The 21,576-nt window shown below is 46.4% G+C and carries 20 protein-coding genes; 3 read left to right on the top strand and 17 right to left on the bottom strand.

Features of this window, described 5'->3' with window-relative positions; genetic code table 11:
* Positions 1-56: 56 nt before the first annotated feature.
* The 7 genes from MKX50_RS05025 to MKX50_RS04995 all read right to left on the bottom strand — a co-directional run bounded on the left by MKX50_RS05025 (position 57) and on the right by MKX50_RS04995 (position 8,671).
* Entirely contained in the window at positions 57-2,075 is a 2,019-nt protein-coding gene (locus MKX50_RS05025; protein WP_339158574.1) for a 5'-nucleotidase C-terminal domain-containing protein, read from the bottom strand.
* A 280-nt stretch (positions 2,076-2,355) separates the two neighbouring features.
* Complete coding sequence (locus MKX50_RS05020) at positions 2,356-2,931, bottom strand: TetR/AcrR family transcriptional regulator (RefSeq protein ID WP_339158573.1); 576 nt, start codon at positions 2,929-2,931, stop codon at positions 2,356-2,358.
* On the bottom strand, positions 2,928-3,389 hold the full coding sequence (locus MKX50_RS05015; protein WP_339158572.1) for a nuclear transport factor 2 family protein: 462 nt from the start codon (positions 3,387-3,389) through the stop codon (positions 2,928-2,930). The genes MKX50_RS05020 and MKX50_RS05015 overlap by 4 nt, the downstream gene beginning before the upstream one ends.
* Before the next feature lie 213 nt (positions 3,390-3,602).
* Complete coding sequence (locus MKX50_RS05010) at positions 3,603-3,809, bottom strand: hypothetical protein (protein ID WP_339158571.1); 207 nt, start codon at positions 3,807-3,809, stop codon at positions 3,603-3,605.
* 720 nt (positions 3,810-4,529) lie between these two features.
* A complete protein-coding gene (gene hisD / locus MKX50_RS05005) occupies positions 4,530-5,846 on the bottom strand; it encodes a histidinol dehydrogenase (RefSeq protein WP_339158570.1) in 1,317 nt (438 codons plus the stop codon).
* Between the two features lie 1,120 nt (positions 5,847-6,966).
* Entirely contained in the window at positions 6,967-8,058 is a 1,092-nt protein-coding gene (locus MKX50_RS05000; RefSeq protein ID WP_339158569.1) for a hypothetical protein, read from the bottom strand.
* Between the two features lie 10 nt (positions 8,059-8,068).
* Positions 8,069-8,671 (bottom strand): hypothetical protein, encoded by a 603-nt coding sequence (locus MKX50_RS04995; protein ID WP_339158568.1) that lies wholly within the window; start codon positions 8,669-8,671, stop codon positions 8,069-8,071.
* Between the two features lie 586 nt (positions 8,672-9,257).
* On the opposite strand from MKX50_RS04995, the gene MKX50_RS04990 reads away from it, so the two are divergent.
* Together MKX50_RS04990 and MKX50_RS04985 are read left to right on the top strand one after the other, a co-directional pair.
* The gene (locus MKX50_RS04990; RefSeq protein WP_339158567.1) at positions 9,258-9,419 is read left to right on the top strand and encodes a hypothetical protein; all 162 of its coding nucleotides are present in this window, start codon (positions 9,258-9,260) and stop codon (positions 9,417-9,419) included.
* Positions 9,416-10,906: a recombinase family protein gene (locus MKX50_RS04985; protein ID WP_339158566.1), complete on the top strand. Its 1,491-nt coding sequence runs from the start codon at positions 9,416-9,418 to the stop codon at positions 10,904-10,906. The genes MKX50_RS04990 and MKX50_RS04985 overlap by 4 nt, the downstream gene beginning before the upstream one ends.
* On the opposite strand, the gene rlmD is transcribed toward MKX50_RS04985, so the two are convergent.
* From rlmD to MKX50_RS04960, 5 genes are all read right to left on the bottom strand, one after another.
* A complete protein-coding gene (gene rlmD / locus MKX50_RS04980; RefSeq protein ID WP_339158565.1) occupies positions 10,864-12,471 on the bottom strand; it encodes a 23S rRNA (uracil(1939)-C(5))-methyltransferase RlmD in 1,608 nt (535 codons plus the stop codon). The genes MKX50_RS04985 and rlmD overlap by 43 nt on opposite strands.
* 29 nt (positions 12,472-12,500) lie before the next feature.
* The gene (locus tag MKX50_RS04975) at positions 12,501-12,692 is read right to left on the bottom strand and encodes a hypothetical protein (protein WP_339158564.1); all 192 of its coding nucleotides are present in this window, start codon (positions 12,690-12,692) and stop codon (positions 12,501-12,503) included.
* A 377-nt stretch (positions 12,693-13,069) separates the two neighbouring features.
* Positions 13,070-13,951, bottom strand: coding sequence for a diacylglycerol kinase (locus MKX50_RS04970; RefSeq protein WP_155609870.1), 882 nt, complete (start codon positions 13,949-13,951; stop codon positions 13,070-13,072).
* 21 nt (positions 13,952-13,972) lie between these two features.
* Positions 13,973-14,869 (bottom strand): CbiX/SirB N-terminal domain-containing protein, encoded by an 897-nt coding sequence (locus MKX50_RS04965; protein WP_339158563.1) that lies wholly within the window; start codon positions 14,867-14,869, stop codon positions 13,973-13,975.
* Between the two features lie 2 nt (positions 14,870-14,871).
* Positions 14,872-15,162 (bottom strand): YerC/YecD family TrpR-related protein, encoded by a 291-nt coding sequence (locus MKX50_RS04960; protein ID WP_125084865.1) that lies wholly within the window; start codon positions 15,160-15,162, stop codon positions 14,872-14,874.
* A gap of 227 nt (positions 15,163-15,389) precedes the next feature.
* On the opposite strand from MKX50_RS04960, the gene MKX50_RS04955 reads away from it, so the two are divergent.
* Entirely contained in the window at positions 15,390-15,926 is a 537-nt protein-coding gene (locus MKX50_RS04955) for a hypothetical protein (protein ID WP_213594250.1), read from the top strand.
* 234 nt (positions 15,927-16,160) lie between these two features.
* Here the strand turns inward: MKX50_RS04955 and MKX50_RS04950 are convergent, their stop codons facing one another.
* The 5 genes from MKX50_RS04950 to MKX50_RS04930 all read right to left on the bottom strand — a co-directional run bounded on the left by MKX50_RS04950 (position 16,161) and on the right by MKX50_RS04930 (position 21,393).
* Positions 16,161-17,411, bottom strand: coding sequence for a glycosyltransferase family 8 protein (locus MKX50_RS04950; protein WP_339158561.1), 1,251 nt, complete (start codon positions 17,409-17,411; stop codon positions 16,161-16,163).
* Between the two features lie 112 nt (positions 17,412-17,523).
* A complete protein-coding gene (galU, locus tag MKX50_RS04945) occupies positions 17,524-18,417 on the bottom strand; it encodes a UTP--glucose-1-phosphate uridylyltransferase GalU (RefSeq protein ID WP_213594246.1) in 894 nt (297 codons plus the stop codon).
* A gap of 215 nt (positions 18,418-18,632) precedes the next feature.
* On the bottom strand, positions 18,633-19,592 hold the full coding sequence (gene corA, locus MKX50_RS04940; RefSeq protein ID WP_339158560.1) for a magnesium/cobalt transporter CorA: 960 nt from the start codon (positions 19,590-19,592) through the stop codon (positions 18,633-18,635).
* A 108-nt stretch (positions 19,593-19,700) separates the two neighbouring features.
* Positions 19,701-20,690: an inorganic phosphate transporter gene (locus MKX50_RS04935; RefSeq protein WP_213594242.1), complete on the bottom strand. Its 990-nt coding sequence runs from the start codon at positions 20,688-20,690 to the stop codon at positions 19,701-19,703.
* Between the two features lie 88 nt (positions 20,691-20,778).
* On the bottom strand, positions 20,779-21,393 hold the full coding sequence (locus tag MKX50_RS04930; RefSeq protein ID WP_213594240.1) for a DUF47 family protein: 615 nt from the start codon (positions 21,391-21,393) through the stop codon (positions 20,779-20,781).
* Positions 21,394-21,576: the final 183 nt, after the last annotated feature.

The following is a 21,576-nucleotide window of genomic DNA, read 5'->3' as shown; positions in this document are numbered from 1 at the left end:
TAGTCAAAACACAAAAAAAGCTGCTTCTCCAATTACCGAGAAGCAGCTTTTTTTATTTACGGCAGAACAATTTTTTGTCCGAGATAAATGAAGTTAGGATTTTTAATCGTATCCTTGTTTAACTCATAAATTTGTTTCCAACGTGTTCCGTCTTGTAACGTTTTCTTCGCAATTTGGAAAAGGGTATCTCCTTTTACGACTGTATAAGTCTTTACAGGTTCAGATTTGACTGAGGTATCGACGGCAGGCGTTTCGATGATTTGCGATTTTTCGGTTGGCCAATCCTTTACCGACTTTATGGAGTAGCTATCCGCATTCGGTTTAACAAGCTCCCCGCCGTTAAGATGCTTTGTAAATAACTCAACAAGCGGTACGGCATATTGAAGGTGAGTTTCTTCTTTCACACTAGGATCTCTTTCAATGGCTTTTTCAAACGTGACATAGCCGTCCTTGCCAAGTGCTGTGAAGGAGTTTGTCACTACTACATATGTCTTATCCATGTCTATTGGAGACCATACGCCTGTTTCTCTATCTTTTACTTCAACATTGTATACGCTCTTAACGTCATCGCTTGCATTTAAATAAACGTCATATCTCAAGTGCGATGCATAAGGAAACGCACCTGTTGACTGGGTAATGCCTTGGGAATAGCGAATAGCTTCATCTAAAACATCGATTATTTCTTGGCCGGTAACTTTAAGGGTGGTAACGGTATTCGAAAACGGCAGCATGGTGTAGGCATCTGCCATTGTTATTTCACCCTGCAAAAAGCTTTCCCTTACACCGCCGGCATTTTGAATGGCCAGGTCAGCATGCGGTATGCTGTATAAGAAAGAATCGGCAACCACTTGTGCTGCAAAGCTTCCATTGGCATCTTTCACATCTATAAAAGGTTTAGGGACCCGATCGTTAGACAGAGTGTCTTGAACAGAGCCGATTACGGACTTCATTTGGGTCTCTATTGCTTCCCGGTAAGGATTAATAATTCCCTCTACCACAGGATCTGTACTGCCCTCTACGAGAACATGGCTGGCTGCTATCGTCCGTTTTATTTTGTCTAATGCAGTCTCATCCGCATCCACCCATTTGTTGTCGATGTTAACCTGGTATGAGCCGCCGACCGGAGCAATTGGGTTTCCTGCTGCGCTGATGATGTCGCCTTGCTCATCAAAGGTTAAATCAATTTTACCCATCACCTTTGCGTATTCCCATGCTTGTACAATGTAAGTGTCTTTGCCTTCTGCATTTTTAACAACCGTTGGATATTCACCGGACACCGGCAAGCCCAGAGCTCTCATTTCACCTGAGGAATCAAGCAAATTATGTGTGTCCCCGCCAATAATTAAGTCGATGTCTTTGGTTTCAGCTGCCAAAACTTGGTCGAAATCATAGCCCAAATGGCTCAGTACGATGATTTTATTAATATTTTGCTCCTGTACTTCTTCAACCATAGACTTTACAAACTCGATTTCGTTAATAAAGTCTACATCCTCGCTGACAAGAGAGGACTCCTTCGTTTTTTCTATTTTTACAACACCGATAATGGCTATCTTCTCCCCTTTGACATCTTTAATCATGTAAGGCTTGTCCAGTTTGCCATAGAGAGGGGATTTAACAGTAGGTTTAATGTTTCCGGATAATATCGGGAATGCTGCCATGTCATATAAATCCGCAAGATGTTGGTCGCCTTCGTCAAACTCATGATTGCCCACCATGTAAACATCAGGCTGTAAGGCGTTTAGCACCTTGATGTCCGCTTCGCCCTGATAGAGGCTGTAATATAGGGTTCCGTTCAATTCCCCGCTTTGCAAATATAAGGTGTGGTCATTTTTATTATCGTTAATTAATGAGGATATGTAAGACATTCCGCCTAATTGTAAGCGTACCTTTTCTCCTTCCGAGGTGTCATCATAGTTTAAGCTAAGATCAATGGTTTGACTCTCCAAGTGGGAATGGTGATCATTTAAGTGCAGAATGGTTAATTGAAAAGGTTCAGCAGCAAGTGCAGTTGCCGGGGTGATGAATGAACATATCATCGTTGCAGCTAAGCCGAGCTTAAGCAAGTTTTTTTTCACTATCATACGCTCCTTCGTTGTTGTTATAAGCCCATCACAACAAAAAATGATACACTTGTTTCATTTTCTTAAAATTAAGTACAGGAATATGTTATGTAAATTATTTTTGTCAGTAGGTTCGATTTGGATCACACCATAAAAAAGCCTTCCCAAAGGGAAGGCCGATCCATTACTTAGATATGGAGTGAAGCAACAGCTTTATATGTCTACTCTGTTGATAGAGGTACAAAGGGGTGTCCCCCATGTCATAAAATGACGGGGACCCCTTTTGCATAGCTAACTAAGGAACTGCTGTCTTAAGGAACCGGGTCACTCGTTCGGAAAGACCTGCAAGCGTACGCTCGAAAATAGCTTCATCTTGGAGCGCTCTGGCGAGAATCAATCCCCCTTGAATACCGGCAACCACTTCCTCCGATACCGCTTTGGAGGCTTCCTTGTCTGCCCCTGCTCGAACAAGCGCGCCACATAAGCTATCCATCCATCTTCTAAAATATTGATGAACCATTGCCGCGAAACGATCCCTTGTTTCATCCAGCGCAAAAGCGCCTACAAGACAAACCCGCCGGCCCGATTGAAAATAGGCATCGATCTCTCGCCACATTTTTTGAATAGCGGCAAGGGGTTCGTTCTTTTCAAGCGGCTCAAAAATATGGCTTACAAACCAAGCATCAATATGGGCGAGTATTTCAGCGGCCATCTCCTCTTTCCCTCCGGGAAAGAAATGGTAAATACTGCCTTTGGAGAGGCCGGTTCGAGCCGTAATCTGGCTCAGAGACGCGCCTTCATAACCGAGCTCGCGAAAAACCTCGGCAACCCTCGGAACAACATCGGCTTTTTCAAAAACGGTACGTGTCACAGGCCCAACTCACTAAGACCCGGATGGTCATCGGGGCGCCGGCCGAGCAGCCAATGAAATTTCCGATCGGCTTCGCTAATCGGCATATCGTTAATCGACGCAAACCGGCGTTGCATCAAGCCATCTGCGGCAAACTCCCAATTCTCGTTTCCATAGGATCGAAACCAATGCCCGCTATCATCGTGCCATTCGTAGGCAAACCGTACTGCGATTCGGTTTTCGGTAAACGACCAAAGCTCCTTTATCAGCCGATAGTCCAGCTCCTTAGCCCATTTCCTAGCAAGAAATGCCTGGATTTCCGCTCGACCGACTGGAAATTCCGCGCGGTTTCGCCATTGGCTGTCTTCTGTATAGACAAGTGATACCTGTTGAGGGTCGCGGCTGTTCCAGCCGTCCTCTGCCTGACGGACTTTTTGAAGGGCCGTTTCCCGTGTAAATGGAGGGACGAGCAAACTCATTTTTATCTCCTCATTTCTGTACTCTTTGGTTTATAATAAACCAATCGGTCTAGAGTTGCAAGCCTAATACTTGCACTTGAGTCAAAAGCGAGTCAATTGTACGAATATCGCTTTAAAGTATAGTGGATAAGGTTATTAATTTGGAAGAGGAAAAAGGAACAGAATAGAGTAAATCGAATCTCTATTCTGTTCCACCCATTTTAGTGAAGAATACTATGCAGATCGTTCCTCAACGCTTACACTTTTAGTTTTTGTAAAGGTAGTTCCTGTATTACCAACTTCCAAAACGTTGTCTTTATAGGTAATCTTGACCTCTACTTCTTCGTAACCATCAAGATTTTCACTTTTTTTTTTATCACCGTATGCATCATCCACGTTTTGAAGTAATTCCAAGATTTGTCTACCATTATAATCTCGCATCAGTTCATATTCTTCGCTGCAGGCTTTTTCAAGTTCGTTGCTTAATTTTGAATTAGTGTATTTCTCAATAAAATATTACCGTAATTCATCAACTGTCCTCCAACTGCTCATATCCGTACTTTCCCCTCTAGTAAGGATTTGTAATGTCCTATCAACTTTTAAAATTAACTTACACAATCATTAAATTATCCAGTACTGAAGCAAAATTAATTTACTTTGATGTTAGCGTCAAATAGGTTACATCTATACTATATATTTTATTTATTATTTTCTTTTAGGTATATCATTTTTCTTAATTAGTTCTATTAGCCTAGATAATTCTCCTGCATGAAAAATTCTGCTGTTGAACCTTAGTTCGCGCTTATTTCATGATATTGACCTTGCATTCTTCACATTCCAATCAAGCGGACGTGTCCTCATGATATTTTAAGTATACAAGAAAAAGGTACCCCCCTCATTTTTCCGAGGAGTGTACCTTCCCTTTAGCAAACGGACTTAACGTTAAATGTATTCAAACTAACCTATTGATTTCGTCAACGATCAGTCAATTCTACTATTTTACCGCCTCTGTTTCACATTTTCTTCTCACCTGTACTACTCTCCAAACCCGCTCCACTGCACTCTCAGCGATCTGTATCATCCCTCACCAACAAAGCCACCGATTCTACGTGGGATGAGTGCTGATGGTAGAATAACCTAATACGATGTAGCTGTATTCACCTATTCAAGCAATCTTATATCAGCCGCTTTTACGTGACAAGGTAATTGTTCGTAATTCCCCATCTCTTTAATTATCGGATATATTTCTTGTAAAGCATCCTTACTCAGTCTTCCGATTGTTGAATACTTCACCATATCCTTAGATGTTACACCAGAAAAGGCTCTTGCAAAATGGTTAGTCGGCAATACTGCTGTAATTCCTATCCCGTAGTTAGCCGCCGAAAAAGGTGTGTATTCGCCGATAAGAATTTCACCTGCGTTGTTTATACTGGTCAAAGCACGATTCTCAGTTTCTTTATCACAAACAATCATCAAATGTTCTGGTGCAAACCAATTAATAAAATCAAAAGCTTCGTCAATTTCTGATGCAACAACGATTGCTCCCTTACCGTTAGAACCAAAGACATTATTTAAGTATTGTCTCCGTTTTTCTTCGACCTCGCCAATACATTTCCAAAGGAGAGTTTCTACTTTACAGGCAAGGTTTATAGAAGTTGTGACCAGAATAGAAGAAGAATCGGGACCATGCTCCCCTTCATTGATTAAATCATAAGCTATTTTTAGCGGATCGGCAGTTTCGTCTGCAAATATTACACATTCGGTTGGACCGATGCCTAATACACTCTTTTTACCATATGTCATTGCTACACTCATTGCCGCCGCAATTCCACCTGGTCCTGGTCCATAAATCCCATCAACTTCTGGAATGGAATTTGTACCTTGTGCAAACCCAGAAATTATTGATACTCCGTTGCCGATCACAAATTGATCCGCTCCCGCAAGCTTTGCCGCCGCTACCGTTCCTTGGTCTCCAAGTCCATTTTTTAATGGGGGCATACCCACAACGATTTTCTTAACACCTGCTGTTTTTGCCGCTACAACCAGCATTATTGCAGTAGAAATTAATGGTCCTTTCCTTGCTGGTATCCATATACCTACCGAATCTAAGGGAACCACATTTTCACCGATTACTGTTCCAGGTCTAATTTGCTTTTCCCACGTTTGCGGTAACATAGCTAAATTAGCATCTCGCACATTTCTAATTGCTTGTTCTACAGCTGAGCGTAATGACGGCGACAGCGAAGATATGCATCCTTCAACATAATCATTTGAAAGAACCAGCTCATCCAAATCAACTTCATCATACTTCGTTGTCATACTTCTGATTCCTTCATCGCCCTTATTGGCCACCTCATCGAAAATTGATAATACTCCATAAAGTACATCTCTGTTGAATAGCGTTTTATGTGTTTTGAAACGCTCTGTAAGTAGTTCATTCTGTTCTGGGACCTCGAATATAATGCTTGAATTTTGCATTTCTTTCTACCTCCAATTTTTTATAAACAAAAAGAGCCATGTAGGATAAAAAATACCTACATGACTCTTATGCTTCAAGTCCGTAGGTATAACGCCAATAAGCGTTTGTACCTACGGAAAAAATTCCGTAATACAAACGCCTAACTATGATGATGGTTATAGGATTTTGTTAACACAGATATAAAACGGTTCATTTTTGATATCCCCCTTAACCACACTTGGACATATTATAAATTGTAAACCACTATTTGTAAAGAGTTCCCAGAATCGCCTCAGAATACATATAATCATATTCGCCATGACAGTGCAATGATCACTATCATGACGAATACTCAACACCTCGATAATATGCTTATACTGTTGATCGTCGTAACTTTGAAACTGTGCTAAAGAGCACACCTGATTTATTGATTTTATGTTATATGCAATTCACTCTGATATATTCATATTATGTATTTCTTTTTGCCTCCCCGACCATCTCGCCTTCTAATGTTTATCTACGCAACCGCTGAGTTGATGCATCAGCATCGGGTTGTTTTTTAATATGGCGGTTTGAGTTAGGCAAACGGCTCGATGCCCCCCCTGCTACGCCAAAATGGTTAATTTAAGCGTAGCAAGGGTGAGCTGTGATAGTAATATGGCGTATAATCCGCCGAGGTATCCGTATCATCAGCCTCGCAAATAGCGACAAGCTCAGCGGAGCCAAGGTCTGGTATCAAACGCTCCGTAATCACCACGATTATTGCTTGCCCCCCTATCCCTTTCGGGAACTAGGACAGTCACATCCTTCATGAGAAAGAAGGAAATCTTTATAAGTTCGGCTATGGCAGGCTATGCCTCACCGAACTTGCAAGGCAAACACGCCCACCGTCAACGGCACTGCCAGGAAGAGTTAGTTCCTCGGTTAACTTTTTAGGCGATCATACCTTCAACGCCGATGCTTTTTATTTTCACATCCGAAATCTCTTAAACGGACTATTTTGTTATTCGATTTTGCAAGTTGGTATGACATTGCTTTTCACTTCCTTTGAAAGATCTCATATCATATACAAGTCGAATCGAGTTGATAACTGACAAATGAAAAAGACAAATCCACCTCTAATGATGGACTTGCCTCGATTCATTTTCTTATTAAATTGGAATGCTTAGTGCCCTCCAAATACTGGTTGGTTATATCATAATGCGTAAATCGGATTTGAATTAGCTCCTGTTCAATGGAACTAACTCTCCAATCTGCTAAAATACGAGACAATCTTGAACCCCTTATTTCTTTTGTAAAGAAATCACTTACTACTGTTTCTGCTTTCGATTCCAATATTCTACACGCAACTTCGTCGATACCGACAATCCCTACTCTCAGTGAAAAATCGTTAAAGTAACGTCCGAACATATGAAAGGCACAGGCGATTTGAGTTGTCATTCGGTAAATAGCCTGCTTGTTATAAACATCAAACAGCAATAAAGTAATTAACGGTTTGTTTTGGACGATCTTTACTTGAGCGATATACACATGTGCATTTATCAAACTGTCTATTGAATAAGAATCCTGTTTTGTAAGCTTCGGAGACATGGATATTTGATCTTTACATTCCGATGGCGAAGCACCTCCCACTAAACCCGTTAAACGTTTTTGCTTAATGTCAGTTAACCGATTGATTTCATAATTGATCTCGTCAGAGTTCAAGTAGGGATGAAGTGTTGAACAATCAAGGATATTATGCAAGAACACAACGCCCTGATTTTTTGATTCCAGAATGTTACTATGATCTTTATTAATCAATTCGATGACTGTCTCAACGGTGATATTGGGGCATTTTTGTTGTATTCGAGGGATTAACTTATTCAAGATGTAACAATTTTTGAATATCGAGACGGGAATACGTTCATTTGTATTTGATTTCGGGACTGCCGCTACACTTTGACTGCTTCCTTTACCCTCAATGAATCGGATTCCGAATTTCTTTAATGTGAGCATATGGAGCTGTGTCTTTTTCCCATAAGCAGTAAATGGTTCTCTGCGTATAATCTCGGCTTCAGCTAATTCCTTAATTTGTCTGTAAAAAACTGAATAACTTTGAGCTAAGCCAAGAATTCGGGCGTATCGGAATAGCTGTTTCATGAGGATTACCTTGTTGCCAAAATGATAGATAATAAACAAATACTCATGATACCGTTCACTTACTCGTTGTTTCTTTTCGTTGATATTGCTCATTTTTCACCTCCTACGCTTTGGATGTTTCGTATCCATAATTCATTAATTTCACAAGTGTTTCTTTGGCATGTATTTCTTCTTGACCGTATGTGTTCGTGACCACTTCGAAAGCAATTTCTGTTCCGTTTTCATCGACATATACGGCATCTGACATCAATATTAACCCTTTGTTATGCATATCCTCATAAATCCTTGCTTCCTCTAACTTTCCCTGATTCCTCAATTCATCTAATCGTTCCAGAAACTTATCACGTATTTGACTTTCCGTAACCCACTGATCACGAGATTCCCGTGGGATGCTAAAATACTTGTCTGCAATCACAGTATCATGCAACGGGTTTTGTGCATGGTACTGCTTGTCTAATCCCCAAAGCTGATATGCTAAAGCTCGTCCAGATTTAGTTAGTTTGTAACATTCCTTGATCTCACTAGTTTGCTTGTAAAACACCTTCTCGAAATGACCATCTCGCATTAAATTTTTGATTCTGGAATCTGTTGATCCACATTGAAGTAAATGCTCGTATCTAACATGTCCAGTACGAAATAGTGCGGTGAATGCATTACGGTCACGCTCAAAATATTGCGTAATGTAAGGCTTGTTTCTTCTCGGCATGACAGTTACCTCCTTTAATAGTTGATGGGGTTTATTTGGGCTTTTGTGCGTCTCGAATGAGACGCTTGCCCAGAATGGGCAACTGCTTTCCCAAGGGTCGAGCGAGTCGCAATTCGTTTCATAGTGAATCCCGAAAGGTGAACGGTCGCCGCAGGCGAATGCAACGAATTGATGGAGATTCCTACTGAACCGTTACTCCCGTAGGGAGAAGGTGAAGTTGGAAGTCTCCCGACGAGCGAAGCCCCTCATCCCGCTTATTGCATTATAGATTTCCTACATGGCGATATAACTGAGATAGTTGAAAATAGCCAAAAAAGGCTCCCTGCATTAAGCATAGGAGCCACATCCCACCACAAAATATCACTTTAATACTTTAAAGCAAGAAACCTCCGACACGGGTAGAACCGTTTTTCAAACTCAAAGACTTGTTTTTTTCATATACTCATATCACCGAAAAGAAATACTGCAGATTTCTTCGGTGAAGTGATAGAAATACGGTTCATACTCGTTTGTGGAAGAAATGTGTATTGAATCCTTCCGACTATCCAACATGCACTCAAACTTAATAATCGGAGGAGGAATAACAATGCAAGTTGAAAGAATTTTCAATAACGAATACAATTTGACTTTCGAAGACATCATCCAAACATTGATTGACGAAAAAATTGACAACCTGATCGGGTCCTATTACGATCGTACTCAGGTGAATACAGTCACATCTCATGACGAAGGGAAGAATGCCGCATGAGATGTGCAATATATGTTCGAGTTTCAACCGACAAAGAAGAACAAAAAACTTCGTTGGAAAATCAGCGAAATCTGTTTCTGAAATATGTATCTGAAAGAGGGTGGACGGTGTTCGACTTTTACGTCGGAATCGAAACAGGAACAACTTCGAAACGTCCAGTATTGCAACGCCTTATAGCCGATGCAAAAGCCAAAAAGTTCGATATGATTTTGGCTAAGGAACTTTCGAGGCTTGCAAGAAACGGCGGATTGTCTTACGAGATTAGAGATGTTGTTCAGAATAACAACCTTGAGATTATTACGTTAGACAACGCTATTAATACACTGGAAAGAAATGTTCATATGTTCGGGCTTTATGCTTGGATGTATGAACAGGAATCCCAGCGTATTAGTGATCGTGTGAAGACGACCTTTAAGCTTAAAGCTCAACGTGGTGAGTTTAAAGGGTCGATTCCACCACTCGGTTATGAAGTAAAAGACGGTCAGCTATTTGTAAGAAATGATGCGACACCCGATATTGTTAGAAGAATTTTTAGAGGGTATTTGGCAGGAAAAGGACATGATCGTATAGCACGTGAATTGTACGAGGAGGGTATTCCTACACCTTCTCAAATCGCTGGAAAGAAAAATGCTTCTGATTTGTGGGGAGGTTCAACAGTTCGAGAAATTCTTACGAATCCTTATTACGTTGGCGATCTTGTTCAATGCCGATCTACAACAAAAAGTGTAACGAATAAAAAAAGAAACTATAAGGAATCAAAAGACTTCATCGTTGTACAGGATACCCATGAACCCATAATTACACGAAAAGACTTTGAAGTCGTTCAACAACTGCTTGAAAGTAGAAAGCGTACAAGACCTCAATCGGAAGTACATTTGTTCACGAATACAGCGTATTGTGCCGATTGTGGACGAGGAATGCACTATAAGAAAAATGTTAAAGGCTATTTGTGCGGTAGCTACAATAAACATGGAATAAAAAAATGCACTGATCATCTTGTACGTGAAGCTGACTTGGTATCCGTTATTCTTCAAGATATTCGTTTGCTTGTTTCCAACTTGAATAATGAAGCGGTAATTAAGAAGCTTGAAAACCAGCTAAAGAAACAAAAGCAACAAAATGAAAAAGCCATCAAAGCCTTGGATTCTCAAATGGACAAATTGAAGCATCGAAAGAAGCAAGCACACGATAAGCACTTTGACGGAGACATGCCAAAAAGCGAGTATGATGAGTATGTTGCTTCGATCAATCAGGAGTTAGACGAGCTGAAGTCCAAAAAGCGACAGTACGATGAATCGCTTCAAATCCAAGACGATACTTTAGCATTTTCCCAACTGTTATTCGACGAGCTAACGCCCGAAATCCTTCACAGACTAATTGATCGCATCGAGATTAAAGCAGATGGGAGTCCGAGAATCTTTTACAGATTCTCGAACCCCTCTGCTTATTCTTTACTTCTAACTATCAACGCACAGCATTCAACGTGAACGGTATGCGGGAACATATCCACAGGCTGCACCTTCACCGTCCGGTAGCTGCCGTCCTCCAGAATCCGCAGATCCCTGGCCAATGTCGACGGATTACAGCTTACATATACGACACGCTCCGGCTTCATCTCCAGGATCGTCTCCAGCAAGCGGGAATCGCAGCCTTTGCGCGGTGGGTCGACCACGATCACATCGGCTTCGATGCCTTGGTCCTTCCAGCGTGGAATAACATCCTCCGAAGCTCCCACCTCAAACGTCACATGCTTCATCCCGTTCAACTCGGCGTTGCTGCGGGCGTCTTCGATCGCTTCCTTGACGATTTCTACCCCATATACGCGTTCAGCGTGCTGCGCCAGGAACAAGGAAATCGTCCCGATGCCGCAGTAGGCGTCGATGACGGTCTCTCTTCCGGTCAGCCCTGCATATTCCACCGTCTTGCTGTACAATACTTCAGTCTGCACCGGATTCACTTGGTAAAAAGAGCGCGCCGAGATCGCAAACTGCACGTCACCAATATAGTCATAAATGACGTCTCGTCCCCAGAGGACGCGGGTTTCGTCGCCAAAGATGACGTTGGTCTGCTTCGTATTAATGTTCTGGCAAATACTGACCACCTGCGGGAGCTGTTCCCGGATCAGGTTGATCCAGGCCTCGACATGCGGAATGTCCTGCCCATTGGTGACGAGGACAAGCATCATTTCCCCGGTGCGAAAAGCCTTCTTCACGACGACATGGCGCAAGAGGCCTCGCCCCGTCTCTTCGTCGTAGGCCGTGATGCAGAGCTCGCCCCCGATCGCCTTCACACGAGTGACGACATCATCGTTATGCTCATGCTGGATCAGGCACGTCTCCATGTCGACGATGCGGTGGCTGCCGCGGGCATAGAAGCCGCCCACCAGGCCGCCGTCGGTCACGCCAATCGGTACCTGAGCCTTGTTGCGGTAGCGCCAAGGCTCCGCCATGCCGAGCGTCGGCAGCACGACAATGCCCTCGTCGCCAAGCGCTGCTTCAAGCACCCCGGTGCCTTCGCTCACCGCACCAGCAGCGTCCCCCGCCGCCACGCGCAGCTTGCCGATGCGCTCCAGCGCATCGACCACGTGCTGGCGCTTCCAAGCTAGCTGGCCCGCGTAGCTCCAGTGCTGCAGCTGGCAGCCGCCGCACTTGTCGTAAATGCCGCACGGCGCGGCTATACGATCCGGGCTGGCTTCACGCAGCTCAAGCAGTTTGGCATAGCCGTACTGCTTCTTCGTCTTCAACACCTTCACGAGCGCCTTCTCGCCCGGAAGCGCTCCAGCTACAAACAGCGTGTACCCATCTGCCCGGCCCACGCCCTCGCCGTCGTGGTTCATACCGATGATATCGATAACAACTTCATCGTTTTTGCTGACAGGCAATCCGGCGATTTCTGGAGCCTCCTGCTTTCTAGCGCCATGCAAATTACCGGGACTTCCATTTCTGCTCCGTTTATTAGAGCTGCGCATACCTGTCTCGCGTTCCGCCGATCCATAGGCACGGCCAGCCGATTCCCTCCTGCCCGCTGCCCCATTACTTCGCTGTTTCTTCATTACTGGTACTTCACTTCTTTCTTGTAAGGTTATTCCCTCATATTTAGAAAATCCGCCAGGATTTCCATTTCCCCACGATTCCCGGCTTTAATGGCTTCCACTTCTGCCTGGTCTGCCGGGTTTGTCAGGTTTCCCGGGCTTACCAGTTCTGCCGGGCTTGCCAGGCTTGTCAGGTTTGTCCAGTCTGTCGGCCTACTGAGCCTCTTAGGTCTCCAGGCCATCCGGTTCTCCACTTATCCTGATCTTAATCTTCTCTCATCAGGTCTTGGGTCTTCAGGTCTTCTTACCCTTCTTGCCCTGCCTACTCTACGCTCTTCTAGCCCACCCCGGCCCACTAAGATAGCAGCCAGCCGGGGCTCCATCATGCCACCTTCATGAAGCCGGGGCTGTTCCCCGCATCCTGCATGCTTCGGAAACAGCCCCTCTATATCCATCCAAATATCGACTCTTCACTATCCTATTACCTTCATTCCGCCCAGTCCGATATAGCCAGCCCGGCGCGAACGCTCTTGACCCAGCCAAGGGTCTCCCCAGCGTACACCCCCATCTGCCACTGGCCTCTTGCCCAGCCAATCCCCTAACCCGCTAACTCTCGTATTTACGCAAAAATCCGCAAATGCGACGGCAAAATCTCGAACACGCCGGGCAGCTCCCCGCCCAATTCGCCGTCCAGGTTCAACTGAACCAGGCCCGGCGAAGTGACCTCCATCCGTGTCGTCTTGAAATAGACGACACGAGGATCACTGAAATGATCGCCGCGCAGCGCCATCGTCAGCAGGCGGATGAATTCCGCCAGATTGCATTTACGCACCGCGATCACGTCCAGCAGGCCGTCATCGATTCGCGCATCCGGCGCCAGCTTCTCAAAGCCGCCGACAGAGTTGCTGTTCGCAATCAGGAACAGCATGAACTCGCCTTCCAGCACCCCGTGCCCATCAGCACGAATGATCAGCTCCGTCGGCGACAGACTGGCAACCTTCTCGATGCCCTTCATATAATAAGCCAACTGGCCGATCATCGTCTTGAGCTTGCTGGGCACCTCATACGTCAACTCCGTCAGCGAGCCGCCGCCGGCGATATTAATAAAGTGGCGGCCATTCACCTTGCCGATGTCAATCGGCCGCGTCTTGTTCTCAATCACTAAATCGCAATAATCCTCCCAGCGCTTGGGAATTCCCATAGCCCGGGCGAAGTCGTTTGTCGTTCCCATCGGAAAGATGCCGAGCGGCGGCAAATGCTCAAGTCCTGCCATGCCGTTCACCACTTCATTTAACGTGCCGTCGCCGCCGGCCGCAATAATGATATCGTAGCCGCGCCGCACCGCTTCCGCCGCTTCCCGCGTAGCATCGCCCTCGCCTGTCGTAGCATGGCATGAAGTCTCAATGCCGGCAAGATCCAAGCGATCCAGCACATCGGGAAGCAAGCGCCGCATTTCCTCTCGTCCGGAGGACGGATTATAAATCAACCTAGCTCTCTTCATGATATGAACGCCACCCGTTTATCATAATTTCATTGACCTCATTATATGCAATATTTGATCCAACATCCAGTGAGGCAAAAGCGGATGGGGAAGCAGCGCTTCTCCCGAGTAGCGATATGTCAATCCTTCCAGTCTGGAAGGGATTTCTTTCTTCGTGAAATAACCTGCGCTTAGGAATAACGGGGCGATAGCCACCTCATATCCCCGTTCTTGCCAATAACTGACCTTCTTATGCACGCTATCTGGATTTAGAAGCGCAAAGTCCGTCTCGGCAAGGCCGCTGATGACTTTCACCCGTGTCGCCAGGGAGGAGATGCCTTGCTCCCAACGCTGGCGGAAGCCGTCATGCCTGCTGCCATGGCCGACCAGCAGCAGCGCCTCCCGCTCCGGCTCGCGGGACAATGGCTTGACCTTATCCCAGATCATTTGGGCAACCAGCGGGTGATCGTCTACGGGCTCGCCAAAGAACACGCGCGCAGAGAGGCGAAAATGCTCTAAATCCGTCTCCTTCTCCGGCGTGTCCTTAACCCCAAGCGCATACGCAATCTCATCCACATGCGTGCTGCCCGAGGACATAAATAAAGGAATGACAATCATATCGGTGACGCCCTCGAGCTCCAGCCGGTCGATCCCGTCCTGAATGAGGCGGCCATCTACAATTTCAAGGAAAGAGGCTTCCACTGGAAGCCCCCCCGGTAATCCTGCTTTGACTGCTGCGATCGCCTCATCCACCAGCTTTACCCAGTGGCCGTCCGGAGAACCGTGGCTGATCACGAGCACACCGGGCCGCCGCGGGCCGTCCGCCGAAAGCGGCTCTCGTGTAAATTCCGCCTCCTCGCTAACCAGCCCTTGTCGCAGCCCATGATCCTGCCCCGAAGCTCCGCTTCCACCCTGCAGCATATCCAAGCTTTCCTTCATCCTTATCGCCCCAGGCGGTCAAGCGTCATCTTGTACCCGTCGTTGCCGTAATTCAAGCAGCGCTTGACGCGGGAAATCGTCGCCGTGCTGGCTCCGGTCTCCGCCTCGATTTGATTATAAGTATTTCCTTTGCCGAGCATGCGCGCCACTTCCAGGCGCTGGGACAAAGATTGTATTTCGTTAACTGTACATAAATCATCGAAAAAGACGTAGCATTCCTCGATATTCTTCAATGTAAGAATCGCTTCGAATAATTGGTCGATCGTTTTATCATTCAACTTCTTAAGTTGCACTGATTAATCATCCCCTACGGTTACTATAAACACACCTACATTGTACCTGAGCAATGGCCTGCTTTTCAAGCGTTAACGATTTCACGCATCACAGAAATAACGCCCAAAATACACAAAAGCCCATCACACCCGGGACATTCGTCTATACACACGTTGTGCGATACACATACAGTGTAATATACAAACGCCTATCTCCACCCTAAATATTGAAAAAGGAAAGTGATATTATGCCTCATTACTATCCTCCCCATCGAAGCGTAACGCCCTCTACCTATACAGACTACTATCCCGGGGTTATTCCGTATGAGCCGTCGCTTACGAATACAGCGGAAGCTTCTGCGCTTGTTCCTTATTCACCACCACAAGCCGCAGCGGGAGCGGGAGCAGCCGCGGGCGAGACCGCTATACTGCCAGCCGCAGCCGCCGGAGCTGCCAAGTCCACCGGAGGCTTCTCTCTCCCGAACTTGGGCGATCTCAAAGGCATGATCGACAGGCTCGGCGGGATCGACGGCATAATTGCTACGGTGGGGAAAGTGCAGAAGGTCATGCAAACCGTTCAGCAGTTTGCGCCGATGGCTAAGCTGATCACGGGTCTGCTCCCCGGCGGCAAAGGAGCGCGGCCCAAAGGAGCCGGCTACAAGCTGGACGAATACAGGCCGCGACGCCGCCGGCAGAGCAGAGGAAGCGCCAGGAAGAGCAGCAGAAAAGGCAATAAGCGCTCCTCCTCCCGTGCACGCAACGGAAAAGCGAAACGCCGCCGCTAATGCTACAAACTCCGCACTAGATTATATTCGGGGCCGCAGAGCTGTCGAGAAGTCTCGGCAGCTATTTTTTCTTATCCCATGCATAGCTATATAATAGCGGCACCCTTCTTTCTTTCTCGCCTTCAGGCTAATAAAGACCGAAGGGTGCTTATGAATTCGGTGTTCGCGATATTGCCGGTAATCTGCGGCAATTTCTGCACGTTTCCATATGTGCCCTGGTCCTTCTCCGCCCGCTTAAGGTTCGGGCGTGTACCGTCTTCCAACCAGTTCTGTAATCATTCTTCGCCGAGGTGCTGCGACCCGCCGACCCCTTCCCGGAGTCGTAACTATACCTGGATAGAAATTCTGCGTTCTTCTTTTAGGTTTCAATCGGTAATTCCGCTGCAGCGGTGCTGCCTGATATGGCCGAGAGGGCTTGAGCGTTCCGAAGCCGGCCTGCCTTACAGGTCTTTTCAATAACTTCCGCTTCGTTAATCTCCTGAACTTCTTCAGTCTGGATTGCCGCTTCATCCGCGTTTTCTTCATACCGTAAATACGCCGATGCCTTGGCGGATTCACTTTATGCACGGGCTGCTGCTTCCCGGCATGCTGCAGAGGCAGCTGCGCAGAACCCTCGGGCTGAGCTGGCTCTTCATGTTCCAATCGAGGCAAGGACGGCCACGGATCCGCCTTTTTCTCAAGCGGCGCTGCAAAGTGCGATTCAGGTAATCTCCACGGTGTCAGATTAAGATATTCTTCATACAGGGCGTAGCCTGGGGACGCTGGATCCCACCACTTTGTCTCGCCGGCAAAATGCACGATTTTATGATTGAAATCTTGATCCGGATTACTGAAGCTAAAGGTGTTAAACTCCCCGCCAAGCTGTAAATAGTTGCTGCCGAAAACGTGATTGAGTATATCCTGGTCCGGCAGGGTTGTGCTGGGATGCTGCCGGAGGAAATCCTTCATCTTGTCATACCATTCCGGGTTGTGGCGAATATTGTCCAGTCCAAATACGATAACACCCGAATTGAAGTAATTATCCGGATTTAAACCTAAGGGCAGAAGTATGTCGGTGAGTCCTGCGACGCCTGGATCTCGAGCCGCAGCCAAATAGTAACCGTTTAAATCGATATTCCACAACTCTTGAATATCCAGATTTACCAGCACATCGCAGTCCAGGTAAATAACTTTCCCGATATTGGGGAGAAAAGGCAAGAGCAGACGGTACATGCTCCCCCGGGTCCATGTATTAACCGATTGAGCTCCCTCAACAACTTCAGCCAAATCGGGAGGAAAGACGACAGAGTAGAAATTGACCGTATGATTATAATGCGAAACCAGTTGTTTAATTCTTAGCTTGTTCTCTTCGGTCAACGACTCGTCATGAAGAATATGAACGTTTACTTGTGAACCTGTATGGAGGAAGACCGATGTAAGAACGACAGCGGCATGTTCTGCATAACTTCCATCCTTATCCGTAAATGCTAAAGCCAATTCAACCATTTACATTTAACACCTCTCCCTGGTTTTTAGACAATAACGCAGTTTACGATTGCCGTACTCGTTATTCTCAGGCCTCTTGGCCCCTTCATGCTTAGTGACTATACGTAGATAGCTATTGTTCGGAACTAGGGATATCATTGTCAACCTGCAGCAGTCTGTTTATCTCCTCTTGCAGATCATTCTTCAGATCTCCACGATGCCTTGTAATAGCGAGAATAGCCTTAAGATAGCCAAGCGGATCTCCAACATCATGCCAGCGGCCATTGATCTCGCAAGTATAGACTGCTTCCTTGGTCAGGAGCCTGTTCAACGCGTCGGTGAGCTGAATTTCACCTCCTACGCCGGGTGGCTGATTTTCCAGAATATCAAAGATCGATGGCGTAAGAATATAACGCCCTACCATCGCCAGACGCGAAGGCGCCGCACCTGTCTGGGGCTTCTCGATTAATTGAGTAACATAGGCGAAAGCATCCATTAATGGCTTGGCATCTACAATCCCGTATTTGGATACTTTATCTTCGGGAACCGTCTGAACCCCCAGAATGGAAGTCTGGAATCTGTCGAAGCCTTCGATCAACTGCTTCAGTGCCGGAGGCTCTGACTCGAAGAAGGTATCTCCAAGCAGAACAGCAAAGGGCTCTCTCCCAACAAACTTTCTGCCCACATGAATCGCGTGGCCCAGCCCTTTCGGCTCGGATTGGCGGATATAATGAATGTCTGCAAGACCAGCAAACTCTCTCACCTTGCGAAGCTCTTCGAACTTTCCCTTCTGTTCCAGGAAGTATTCAAGCTCATGTGCGGAATCAAAATGATCCTCGATAACCTTCTTCCCTTTGCCGGTGACAATCAGAATCTCCTCGATTCCAGCCGCTGCCGTTTCCTCGATAATAAATTGAATCGTTGGTTTATCAATAATCGGAAGCATTTCCTTGGGGATTGCTTTGGTTACTGGAAGAAGCCGTGTTCCGAAGCCTGCTGCTGGTATGATCGCCTTACGAATCTTCAAGTGGTCCTCCTCCTTTATAGTGCAGTTGTATATGATCTCATCGTATGCCAGAAAAGCAATTGTATAGTGGACATCTATCTAATCCGGCAAAAAATAATTGAATGCCCGTCCAGCGCAACAACAAAAAGCGGTCATTTCCCGCCTTAAAATGGGAAATGACCGTCTTTGGAACTGAACTATAATTGATGTTCATAAAAGCTTCAGAACTTCCTCTATCACTTGAACCAGCCCCGCCGCATGAAGCTTAGAATCATCCAGATGCTGAGTACGCCCATTAGGGTAAGCACGCCATAATAGCCATAGTCCCACTCCAGCTCAGGCATGTTCACGAAGTTCATCCCGTAAATCCCCGCTATCAGCGTAAGCGGCATGAACACAGTCGTAATAACCGTCAGCGTCTTCATGATGCCGTTCATCCGGTTGGAATTGAGCGAAATATAGGAATCCCTCAAATCAGCCGTCATCTCACGGTTGCTGTCAATCATTTCCGACAGCTTCAGCAGATGATCATAGATATCCGAGAAGTGCACTCTCGGCTCCTTCTCCCCCTGGATATGCTGGGAGTTCAGAACGCGGTACATCAAATCCCGCATCGGTACGATCGTGCGCCGCAGCTTGAGCAGACGGCTCCGCAGCGCAAACACTTGATTCAGCAGAACCTCCACCGATTCACGCCCCCCCAGCTTTTCCAGTTCATCCAGATCGTCCTCAATGGAATATACACACGGAAAATAATTATCCACCAGGCTGTCGATGATCATGTAAGCGGCGGCATAAGGCCCCTGGGACCAGATTTTGCGGTTACGCGTCCCGTTCAGCATGTTCTCCCACGCCTGATCTACCTCGTTTAGCGGCTTCTTGTGGTAAGACACGAGGTAGCTGCTGCCGATGAACAAATCGACCTCTACCGTGCTCAAGGTGTCCGGATTCATCGCGTGCAGAACGAGAAATTGATAATCCTCATAATAATCCAGCTTCGGCCGCTGCAGGACGTGCAGGCAATCTTCAATAGCCAGAGGATGGAATTCAAAGAAGGAAGCAAGCAGCTCTGACTCCTCTTCCGACGGTTCATTGAAATCCACCCAGCACCAAATATAGTGTCCTATGCGGACATCTTCCAGCGATAGATCCGCCTTTACTTTATGATCCCGCGTAACGCCCATAATTCGCAGCATGCTCCAGCCTCCTTGCCCGCTTCCATATTTATTCTCATAGACACCACACATATCTAAAAAAGCCAACCCTTGGCATAAATCCTAAGTGATTGGCTTTTTCGTTACAGGCTAGAACAGTATGATATATATTAATCCGGCCAGGACGGCTACAATCGGAATCGTAATCACCCAAGCGACGACGATTCGTCCGGCAACTCCCCATTTGACGGCGGAGAAGCGTTTGGCCGATCCTACGCCAAGGATCGCGGACGTGATGGCATGCGTTGTACTCACCGGCAAATGGAATAACGTGGCGCCAAAAATAACCGATGCCGCCGACAGATCGGCCGCGAACCCGTTGATAGGCTCGATTTTGAATATTTTTGTCCCCATCGTCTTGATGATCTTCCAGCCGCCGATCGAAGTGCCTAGTGCCATCGCTGTTGCTGCCGCGATCTTAACCCATAAAGGAACGTCCATATTATCCTGATAATTGGCTGTGACAAGGGCGAAGGTGATAATCCCCATCGCCTTCTGAGCGTCGTTGGTACCATGTGTGAACGCTTGAATGGCCGCCGTAATGACCTGCATCGAGCGGAACCCCTTATTGACCGTATGCGGGCTGCGCTTTGCAAACACCCATTTCAGGACCATCATCACGACATAACCGATAGCAAAGGCAATCAGCGGAGAAAATATAAGTCCTTCAATAATTGTCGTAAACCCGCTCCAGTTCAGGTTCTCGGAGCCGGCGCCGACAAATACCGCCCCGGCCAGGGCACCGATCAAAGCATGCGAAGATGAGGAAGGGATACCGAACCACCAGGTAACCAAATTCCATATAATCGCGGCGAGCAATGTTGCGACAAGGATCTCCAGACCGTTATCCAGCTTGGCTGGGTCGGCTACACTGCCGCCGATCGTCTTCGCGACGCCCGTGAACATCATGGCTCCGACAAAGTTCATGACAGCGGCAAGCATGATCGCGGTACGCGGCTTTAACGCGCGCGTCGATACCGAGGTCGCAATCGCATTGGCAGTATCATGAAAGCCGTTGATGAAGTCGAAGGCCAGCGCCAGAAAGATGACAATCAGTATGATGATTAAACTCGTATCCATAGTCTCATTTATTGCACAGATCGTTGTATTTGTATATTATCCGCGCAATTCCAACCTCCCGGAAAATTGAATGATAAAGCGAAGTTTCTTATGAATTGCGCATGATAATGGATTCCAGCATATTGGCAACGTGCTCGCACGCATCCGTTGTCGTCTCGAGACGTTCATAAATTTCCTTCTTCTTGATCAGAACGATCGGATCCGTTACCTTGGCGAACAGCTCGTTAATGCAAATACGCAGCAGCTCGTCCCCCTGGTTCTCGAGATCGTTCAGTCGAATCGTATGCTCGCGAATCGCAAGCAGTTTTTTCTGGGATAGCAAATGTACTGCCTTTTGAATTTCATAAGCAGAGGTACGCAGTATTTCCGCAAATTGAACAATATGCTCGTCCGGCTCGCTCAAATGATACATGAAGAAGCGGGAGGTCGTTGCCTCCAGTCCATCTATCACATCGTCGAGCGTCGTCGTCAGGTTCATGATGTCATCACGTTCAATCGGTGTAATAAACGTTTTGTTCAGTTCGACAATAATCGTGTGCGTAAAACCGTCACATTTCGACTCAAATTCCTTCATTTGCTTTGCGAATTGCTCTACATCCTTAAGCTCCGATACCTGCTGGGCGAAATAATCCGCCGAATGCACGATCGTATCCGCCATATTTTCTAACGTCTGGAAAAAGATATCCTTCTTTTTCGCTCGCATCTCTTATCCCCTTTTCTCTGCATGTGTTTCTGATACACTCGGATGACATAACCCTGAATATCTTAACACAATTAGCGACAACGTGAATACTTTTGTTACAAACATTTCACGTCTTCACATTATAATACCCCTTTGTTAGCGGTTCCTATCCCTTATATTGCATGACGATGAAATACTTTCCTA

Source organism: Paenibacillus sp. FSL W8-0186, assembly GCF_037969765.1.
In the GTDB taxonomy this organism is placed as follows: Bacteria; Bacillota; Bacilli; order Paenibacillales; family Paenibacillaceae; genus Fontibacillus; species Fontibacillus woosongensis.
This window is presented reverse-complemented; position numbering and strand designations above follow the sequence as displayed.

Excerpts from the sequence above, each read along its gene's own strand:
- MKX50_RS04930 (WP_213594240.1), bottom strand. The coding sequence starts at position 21,393 with ATGCGAGCGAAAAAGAAGGATATCTTTTTCCAGACGTTAGAAAATATG.
- MKX50_RS04975 (WP_339158564.1), bottom strand. The coding sequence starts at position 12,692 with ATGGCCTGGAGACCTAAGAGGCTCAGTAGGCCGACAGACTGGACAAAC.
- hisD (WP_339158570.1), bottom strand. The coding sequence starts at position 5,846 with ATGCAAAATTCAAGCATTATATTCGAGGTCCCAGAACAGAATGAACTA.
- MKX50_RS05015 (WP_339158572.1), bottom strand. The coding sequence starts at position 3,389 with ATGAGTTTGCTCGTCCCTCCATTTACACGGGAAACGGCCCTTCAAAAA.
- MKX50_RS04955 (WP_213594250.1), top strand. The coding sequence starts at position 15,390 with ATGCCTCATTACTATCCTCCCCATCGAAGCGTAACGCCCTCTACCTAT.
- rlmD (WP_339158565.1), bottom strand. The coding sequence starts at position 12,471 with ATGAAGAAACAGCGAAGTAATGGGGCAGCGGGCAGGAGGGAATCGGCT.
- MKX50_RS04995 (WP_339158568.1), bottom strand. The coding sequence starts at position 8,671 with ATGCCGAGAAGAAACAAGCCTTACATTACGCAATATTTTGAGCGTGAC.
- corA (WP_339158560.1), bottom strand. The coding sequence starts at position 19,592 with ATGCTGCGAATTATGGGCGTTACGCGGGATCATAAAGTAAAGGCGGAT.
- MKX50_RS04935 (WP_213594242.1), bottom strand. The coding sequence starts at position 20,690 with ATGGATACGAGTTTAATCATCATACTGATTGTCATCTTTCTGGCGCTG.
- MKX50_RS05000 (WP_339158569.1), bottom strand. The coding sequence starts at position 8,058 with ATGAGCAATATCAACGAAAAGAAACAACGAGTAAGTGAACGGTATCAT.
- MKX50_RS04970 (WP_155609870.1), bottom strand. The coding sequence starts at position 13,951 with ATGAAGAGAGCTAGGTTGATTTATAATCCGTCCTCCGGACGAGAGGAA.
- MKX50_RS05010 (WP_339158571.1), bottom strand. The coding sequence starts at position 3,809 with ATGCGAGATTATAATGGTAGACAAATCTTGGAATTACTTCAAAACGTG.
- MKX50_RS04990 (WP_339158567.1), top strand. The coding sequence starts at position 9,258 with ATGCAAGTTGAAAGAATTTTCAATAACGAATACAATTTGACTTTCGAA.
- MKX50_RS04985 (WP_339158566.1), top strand. The coding sequence starts at position 9,416 with ATGAGATGTGCAATATATGTTCGAGTTTCAACCGACAAAGAAGAACAA.
- MKX50_RS04965 (WP_339158563.1), bottom strand. The coding sequence starts at position 14,869 with ATGAAGGAAAGCTTGGATATGCTGCAGGGTGGAAGCGGAGCTTCGGGG.
- MKX50_RS04950 (WP_339158561.1), bottom strand. The coding sequence starts at position 17,411 with ATGGTTGAATTGGCTTTAGCATTTACGGATAAGGATGGAAGTTATGCA.